Here is a 7,627-nt window from a genome sequence, read left to right as displayed (position 1 = left end):
CTTGAGAAGCATTTCGTACAGCAATATCTGATCGTTTTGTTGAGTGGTTAGATGAAAACATCGACGTATTTACCGCTGATCAAGAAAGTTTGGGGTTTGTTTGGGCTTGAAATTTGCTAAAGTCCCGTTATTGGCATAATATCATGTCCGGTAGCATCGGTATTGTATAGCAAGGGTAGGGAACACCGGAGCTGGGAACAGGGAACAGGCAAGAATACTTAAGAGCAAGAAAAAAACTTAAATTTCCTGTAGATATTCACCTTTGGGTTTACACGAACGCGCCCCAGCAGACATGATATAAATAGTTACTAAAGGCTATTACCTAGACCTAAATTGCTCAAGATATTAGCTACTTCAGAAGCTAATTTAGCTTGAAAAAGATACGGTTAGGGGTTCTATATAAGCTCTAAATAGAACAGGACTTATGCAACGACACTAATTATTTGGTTGGAGTCCCGTCGAGGGTCGCGACAACTTTTTAGTATCCCTATCCACTTTTTCCTTCTTCCTTCTTCCGGCGTTGGTGAAAAGAGGTATGATATCATGTCCGAATAAGAGCGGGATAGAACTCCATTCCGCACTCCGCGTTAACGTGCATTGTGCGCCAGCAAACAAAAAACTTTCTCCTTCTATTCCTTATTTCTTCTTCTTTCTTCCCTACTGACTCCTCAGGAGTCAGTCCTCAGTAATTAAGATTAATATCATACCCTAATTTACCAACGCCCCTTCTTCAAATATTATTTTGAATTACCTGCCGATATTCACTCTTACGCTTCACACCTTTCAACTGTTCGACCAAACCCTTGTTCTTAAAAAACTGAATCGTTGGTGTAGACATTACCCCTGCATTCTGAGCAATCTCCGGATCTTGCTCAATATCAATCTCTACATAATGAATTTTTCCCTCAAACTCTTGTATAACCTTCTCAAAAATAGGCTTCAAAGTATGACATGGAGCGCAACTAGGAGCAGAATACTTAACTATAATTAGGCGATCGCTCTGGTGGTAGAGTTTCCGCAAAGCATAACCGCCCAGATGATGAGTAGCATTATGGTCAAAACTCTCAACAGTATCAACAACTATCTCCTTATCCGACTTCTTAGTTGCTTTTTCCTGAGCAAACTCCTGTGTCAAACCTCTTTCCGACAACCATCTCTCTACCAACATTGCCCCCATACAACCACTACCAGCAGCAGTTATTGCCTGACGAAACTCACTATCTTGGACATCACCTACAGCATAGACACCTTCAACGCTAGTTTTAACCATATCTCGAGTAACCACATAACCCTTCTCATCCAACTCCAACTGTCCTTGAAAAATTTGGGTATTCGGGGTATGACCAATCGCATAAAACAAACCTCCAACTGGTAAGTCCTGCTGTGTACCAGTCTGATTATTTCTCAGTTTCACACCTTCCAAAACACCATTACCATATACATCTATAACTTCAGTTTGCCAATGAACAGTAATTTTTGGATTTTCTAACACCCTCTGCTGCATAGTCTTACTCGCCCGCATCTGGTCTCGACGTACCAATAAATGAATATGAGAACCATACTTAGTTAAATAAATAGACTCCTCTGCTGCAGTATCCCCACCTCCAATAACTGCTAATTCCACTCCCTTAAAAGCTGGGTTAGCTCCATCGCAGACAGCACAAGCAGAAATACCACTATTCCAAAATTTTTCTTCACTAGGTAGTTTGAGTTTTTTGGCAGTCGCCCCAGTAGCAATGATGATGCTATAAGTTTGAATTTCTCGTTCCTCTGACTTAATAGTAAATGGGTACTGAGCTAGGTCTACAAAAGTAACATCTTCGGTGTATAGTTCTGTTCCCCAGCGAACTGCTTGATTTTTCATCCGTTCCATTAATTGCGGTCCGGTAATACCTTCGGGAAAACCAGGAAAGTTCTCTACTTCAGTCGTTGTCATTAGTTGACCGCCTGGTACACCTCCTATTTGATAACCTTCAAAGACTACTGGTTTGAGGTTAGCGCGTCCTGCATAGATAGCGGCAGTATAGCCTGCTGGTCCTGAACCTATAATTACTAAGTTTTCTATTCTTTGTTTTGTCATAATATTAAGATTTCGCGGTAGATAGTAACGTCTTTGTGTTGTACTTTCTTCCAGCTATTAGAACAAATTTGTTTTCTCGATACTTTTCTTTTTTTTTCAGTGTTAATTTACAGACACAGCTAGGATATAACCAGTGGAATTTTTCTATATTTTGCCTGCATCAGTTGTATTTTGTTAATCTACCTGAACCTAGTTCTACAGTTAATCTAGTGAATAGTTCCTGATTTTTTGTAGACATTGTTTGCTTGTTCAATCGTACTAAAGCTTGGTTAAAATTTCTCTCTTTGCTTAGTTTTTTTGAACTTACAATATATGACTATATCTATGTAGAACTTTTGCTATACCTGCTTATCAAATTATACCAAATTCACGCAAAGGTACTTATATCAAGTCTCATTAATTAGCCAGGGGTAAAAATGTTCTTCTCTTAAGAGGAAATTTTTTTGAGGAAATATTTTTTCAGTCCGAATGCTGGGCAAACAAATTTCCCCTTCTTCCCTACTCCCTACTCCCTAAATTTTTCCGAAGTGGTTATTTAAAGAGACATGATATTACATCTTAATCTAAGTTTTCTGCATTGACGTTGAATTTTGCTAACCTACTATTGTTTACATTATTAAAATAAATATTTCTGAAGAGATAATTTTAAAATTGTCATGTTAAGTAAATTATGAATAAACGTAAAGTTGCCTAGTTATTAACATTATTCTCAATTATTTGACGAATTTACTTAATTTGGAGTCTATGATATGATTTTTATAGTCACAGGACTGGTGTAATTAATTTGCCAAAAAACTCTGCAAACTATATTGAAATCGTATGATGTTAAATAATTTTAATTTTAATTTGTTGGGAAAAAAAACAATTTTTCTAGAGACAGCTTAACAATAAAGGCAGAAAATTTGACAAAAAACTATATTTGTGTATTGTCGTTTTAGTTATTGGTTAGGAATTTGACTAAAACAGAAAAAATTATGGACAGAATATTAGAACCAGAGGTCATGGACACATGGGAAGAAGCAGAAGAATATGACTCAATGGACTTTTTGGAAGTCAATCAAGCCTTTGCAGAAAGTTCTATAGAAATCGGCCCAAAAAAAGGATTAGTTCTTGATGTCGGTACTGGCACTGCCAGAATACCGATATTAATATGTCAGCAACAACCAGAATGGCAAATAATTGGCATTGATTTATCAAAAAATATGTTGACTATTGGAGAGAGAAATATTGAAAAAGCACAATTACAATCACAGGTCAAATTAGAGTTAGTAGATGCCAAAAAAATACCCTATTCAGAACATAGTTTTGAGATGGTAATTTCTAACAGTATTGTTCACCATTTATCAGAGCCATTACTATTATTTCAAGAAGTTAAAAGAGTTTTACAGCCTCAAGGTGGAATATTTATACGAGACTTACTTCGTCCAGAAACTCCAGAATTAAAAGAGGAACTTGTAGACAAATACGCTAGAGATTGTAATCAACATCAACAGAAATTATTTAGAGATTCTTTGCAAGCTGCTCTGACTATTGTTGAAGTAGAGAAAATAGTTAAAGATGCTGGTATTAAAGAAGTAAAAATATATCAATCATCAGATAGGCATTGGACTGCAGAAAGAAAATGGTCAAAAACAGAAGAGTTTTGAATAGTAACAAATTTATGCCAAGTGTATTTACATTTTAATCATTGATCTTTAGCGATCGCTCCCTAGCCAAATCATTAAAAATCGGCATAAAAAATCAGCTAATCATTAACAGCTCAACTAATTAGGGTTGGCTGATTAATTCTAAAATATTGAATGATATTAGTTTTAGAGTTGAAAAAAAGTACCAGCTTTTCGGTGGAAAGAGCTACATAAAGCTAGTATTTTGGGATGATTATGGCAGAAAAATTGAGAGACAATTCTTACTCCTACCTCCTCTACATTTCCATTTATCCTGTCTCCTACCCCAGCAAAAAGACTTTTTCAGCAAACCCTAATTAGAAATTTAATAGATTTTTTTTTACTTAATTAGCTAAATCGTAATTATAAATACCAGCTATTAAGTTTGCTCTTAACCCCAATCTATTACCGAAAAATTGTGGTCTAAAACCTCCCCTTTTAAGGGAATAAAAAGCGGTCGATATTCGGATATTCTCGTAGGGTAGGATGACGAGGAAACCTGTGCCATATCAAATCGACCAAGAAAAAGAGAATATTCCAGATTTCAATCCCAATACTTTCCTACAGAATGCTGCGCAAACAGCTAGAGGTACTGAAGTCCGCAGTTCCGACCATAGGAGACTAATTGAAATGACCCCGATTTCTATCAAGATAAGAGAGAAAAACTAGAATTGGATTAAAACTATCACGGATAAAGTTATTACTGCTTGTGAAGTTAAACTCATTAGTTGATATCAATGATTGTTTAAATATTTATGGCTTTATGGTTTAGTTGAACCAAAAACAGGAGATTCTTTTTTTTGATGAATTTTAGTCATTTATACCAGTTCCTAAAAGTAAGGCTATACTTGGGTAATACTTCAGTTATTAATTAATCAAAACAGGTATAATCACTTTTTTGCTAAAAATAGCCTAGTTAATGTTAATTATTCTTACTTTTTACTTCTCTCCTACTCCCCCACTCCCCTACTCCCCTGCTCAACAAAATGTAGAAAAGTTTTTGATAAATGGTATTTAAATACCCCTTGCGAGTGAAAAAAAGCAAAACCACAGTTATGTAGTAAATTTTCTAGAAAAATTAAGATATGGCGTTTCTCAAAAAGCGTGAAATACAGTTGTTTTTCTTCTTTTCTATCCTCTGTATTCCCGAATTACTGCTTTGTAGAAAGGTTGCATGCAACGTCCCTAATACTCCCTACTCCAGAGCAACAAACGAATGCGTGTACCTCAAATGGGAATTGCTATACATGATTTTTATTAAAAATTTTTTATTATAACACTATACATAATTGAAAAGTGGTCATAAGCTGTTAGTAGAAGGTTAAAAAAATCATAAGGAAGGAATTAGGACAGAAGTCGGAAGCATTTAGTCAGGGATTTGACCCCAACTGAATGTCAATCTCTTTAAGAAGTAGGAGATTTAACCCTTGCTCTCTAAAGATTGTGCTTATGGAAGAAGCTACGGGCGGTCAAAAGAATTAATCAACCTTCTTCACCTTTTCCCTATTCCTTCAAGTTTATTTTTTCCACAGGAGCAATAGATTATGACCACAACTACAAGGTTTAATTCTTATCTGATGGGCAACTTTGCCCCAGTGAGTGAAGAAATTACCGCTGATAACTTAGAAATCAAAGGCGAACTTCCTAGAGATTTGTCAGGAATGTATGTTCGTAATGGGCCTAACCCTCAATTTACCCCTCTAGGTAAATATGACTGGATGGATGGTGATGGAATGCTGCATGGAGTGAGAATTAGTGGCGGTAAGGCAGAATATAAAAATCGTTATGTACGAACAGGAGGATTTGAAGTTGAACAAGACTTGGGTTATGCGGTCTGGAGTGGAAGATTAGAACCGCCTCAAGTTTGTAATCCTTACGGGCCGTATAAAAATGTATCTAACAGTAGCGTAAGTTATCACAATGGCAAATTATTAGCTTTTTGGGAAGCAGGGTTGCCTTACGCAGTTAAAGTTCCTAGTTTAGAAACAATTGGTCCATATTTGTGTGATGGTTACTTGGATTCTACTTTCACTTCTCATCCGAAAGTCGATCCTATGACTGGAGAATTAATATTTTTTGGTTACGCTCTTGATGCGCCCCCTTATTTAAAGTATGGGGTGATTTCTAGTAATGGTGAGTTGCTACAAATAGTACCTATAAATATACCTGTTCCCAGTGGGCCACATGACTTTGCAATTACCAAAAATTATACAATTTTGATAGATTTACCATTGAGGTTCCGTCCAGAACGAGTAGAGCAAGGTTTACCTGGTTGGATATTTGAGAAGGGAGTGCCAAGTCGGTTTGGTATTTTGCCTCGCTATGGGAATAATGAAGATATTCAATGGTTTGAAGCTCTTCCTTGCTATATCAATCATATTTTGAATGCTTATGAAGATGGGGATGAGGTAATACTGTATGGTTGTCGGATGAGTTCAACTCATTCCTATGCTAGTAACTTTAGAGATAGAGATCCTGATGAGAATATTCCTCGAATGTATGGTTGGGCATTTAATATCAAAACTGGCGTAGTGAGAGAAGGAATATTAGATAAAAGACCATCGGAGTTTCCTTCTATTAATCATCGCTTTGTCGGACGAGAGATGCGTTATGGTTATACTTCTAGGATGGCTTCACTACAACCTTTGTTTGATGGGATTATTAAGTATGATTTTTATACTGGTAGGTCAATAACCCATGATTTTCAGGAACAACGTTACGGGGGTGCTGTAACATTTGCGCCGAGAATAGGTGCTATTGATGAGGATGATGGTTGGTTACTAACGTTTGTGTATGATGAGAAGGATAAATGTTCTGAGTTATTGGTAATAGATGCTCAGAATATGAGAGAAGATCCTGTGGCACGAGTGATGTTACCTCAGAGAGTTCCTTATGGTTTTCATGGTACTTGGATATCTGAGATGCAGTTAATAAATAGGGTTTGTTGAGGAGTAAGGCAGTGGGGAGTAGGGGAGTGAGGGAGTGGGGGAGTCTTACAAGGGTAAGTTTTTAAGATTTGACAGGGAGGAGCGGTGACATGGGGACGCGGAGATTGGATAATTGAGTAATTAATTCAATCTACTCGCTCTATTCATTAGAGAAAACCTCCGTCCATCTATCTGTGCGCCTCCCTGTCTCCCCCTACATGCGTCCTCTCCACTCAATAATTCTCCGTTTTTCCCAACTCCCAACTCCTGACTCCTGACTTCTGACTTCTAATTAGGGCTTGCTGATTAAATCTAAAAGCATTTACAAATAAAGGTTTTAGCCTTTTTAGGTCTTGAAAAAGTACCTGGTTTTCAGCTCTTCATTCTCAAAAAGGAGTGCATTTTTGCTGCTGAGTTGGGCAAAACAATTCTCCCCTACTCCCTCGCTCCCCTATCCCCTACTCCTGAAGAAAGACTTTTTCAGCAAACCCTAATTAGGGCTTATATCAAGTCTCATTAATTAGCGATAATAAAAATGTGTTCCCCGATCAATTTCTCCCTTTTGCCTGTTGCCCAAAATTTTTATTGTGGGTGTTTCAAGAGAAATGATATTACTGATTAAATATCAAAGCATTGACTGATATTGGTTTTAGGTTTTTTATGTCTTTAAAAAGTATGAGCTTTTCGGTTGCTTAGGTTAAAAAAGTGAGGACTTTCACCGAAGCAAAAGCCGAAAAATCACTCTGACAAAACTTAGCTCCTACCTCCTCACTCATTCCCATTTCTCCTGTCTCCTGTCTCAGCAAAAAGACTTTATTCAGCAAACCCTAATTATTTAGCCCAACGATTTTGACTTTGTTCTAGATGTTCTAATAATTCTTGTTTATTCAAAGAAGGTTTTTTACATATCAAACCTTGGCAAACTAACCCTACATAATTTTTTGGTAAATCTGCTT

The 7,627-nt window shown here is 36.8% G+C and carries 3 protein-coding genes; 2 read left to right on the top strand and 1 reads right to left on the bottom strand.

The window, feature by feature from the left end; genetic code table 11:
- Positions 1-730: 730 nt before the first annotated feature.
- The gene (gene trxB / locus F6K27_RS13950) at positions 731-2,080 is read right to left on the bottom strand and encodes a thioredoxin-disulfide reductase (RefSeq protein WP_124145706.1); all 1,350 of its coding nucleotides are present in this window, start codon (positions 2,078-2,080) and stop codon (positions 731-733) included.
- A gap of 974 nt (positions 2,081-3,054) precedes the next feature.
- On the opposite strand from trxB, the gene F6K27_RS13945 reads away from it, so the two are divergent.
- Both F6K27_RS13945 and F6K27_RS13940 read left to right on the top strand, forming a co-directional pair.
- Positions 3,055-3,726: a class I SAM-dependent methyltransferase gene (locus tag F6K27_RS13945; protein ID WP_287276741.1), complete on the top strand. Its 672-nt coding sequence runs from the start codon at positions 3,055-3,057 to the stop codon at positions 3,724-3,726.
- Between the two features lie 1,562 nt (positions 3,727-5,288).
- Positions 5,289-6,692, top strand: a complete 1,404-nt coding sequence (locus tag F6K27_RS13940; RefSeq protein ID WP_287276740.1) for a carotenoid oxygenase family protein — start codon at positions 5,289-5,291, stop codon at positions 6,690-6,692.
- Positions 6,693-7,627: the final 935 nt, after the last annotated feature.

This window comes from Okeania sp. SIO2F5, from assembly GCF_010692685.1.
Taxonomy (GTDB): Bacteria; Cyanobacteriota; Cyanobacteriia; order Cyanobacteriales; family Microcoleaceae; genus Okeania; species Okeania hirsuta.
This window is presented reverse-complemented; position numbering and strand designations above follow the sequence as displayed.

Coding starts and splice junctions, on each gene's coding strand:
- F6K27_RS13945 (WP_287276741.1), top strand. CDS start 3,055: ATGGACAGAATATTAGAACCAGAGGTCATGGACACATGGGAAGAAGCA.
- F6K27_RS13940 (WP_287276740.1), top strand. CDS start 5,289: ATGACCACAACTACAAGGTTTAATTCTTATCTGATGGGCAACTTTGCC.
- trxB (WP_124145706.1), bottom strand. CDS start 2,080: ATGACAAAACAAAGAATAGAAAACTTAGTAATTATAGGTTCAGGACCA.